Source organism: Microvirga sp. Mcv34 (genome assembly GCF_024519725.1).
Classification (GTDB): Bacteria; Pseudomonadota; Alphaproteobacteria; order Rhizobiales; family Beijerinckiaceae; genus Microvirga.
In genome coordinates, this window is sequence record NZ_JALJRK010000313.1 from 1 (window position 1) to 298 (window position 298).

At 60.1% G+C, this 298-nt stretch carries 1 pseudogene; it reads right to left on the reverse strand.

Annotated features, from left to right (window positions below):
* Window positions 1-92: 92 nt before the first annotated feature.
* Window positions 93-298: pseudogene (locus tag OC446_RS30755) on the reverse strand (MBL fold metallo-hydrolase); the annotation flags it as partial.

The following is a 298-nucleotide window of genomic DNA, read 5'->3' on the forward strand; positions in this document are numbered from 1 at the left end:
AGGGAAAGCCTGTCACATGGCGAAGGGGAACAGTTCAAGCCGCTTGAAGTGCAAATTACCTGACTCAATGAGGCTACCAAACCGCTCTCCACTTAAGCGAAGCAAATCCAGTGCTCCACGTCGCTGATGTAGCAGACGCTGCGGCCCTTATGGCTCAGTCGAAAACCGGTGGCGCCGCCCGGGTGGTTGAGAAGGTGGGTTTCGATCCGGGTGCCGTCGTCGAAGGTGATCGGCTCGCCGGCCCTGAAGCCGTGATACTCGAACCGGGCCGGAAGCTGGCCGAGGCGCACCGGAAACA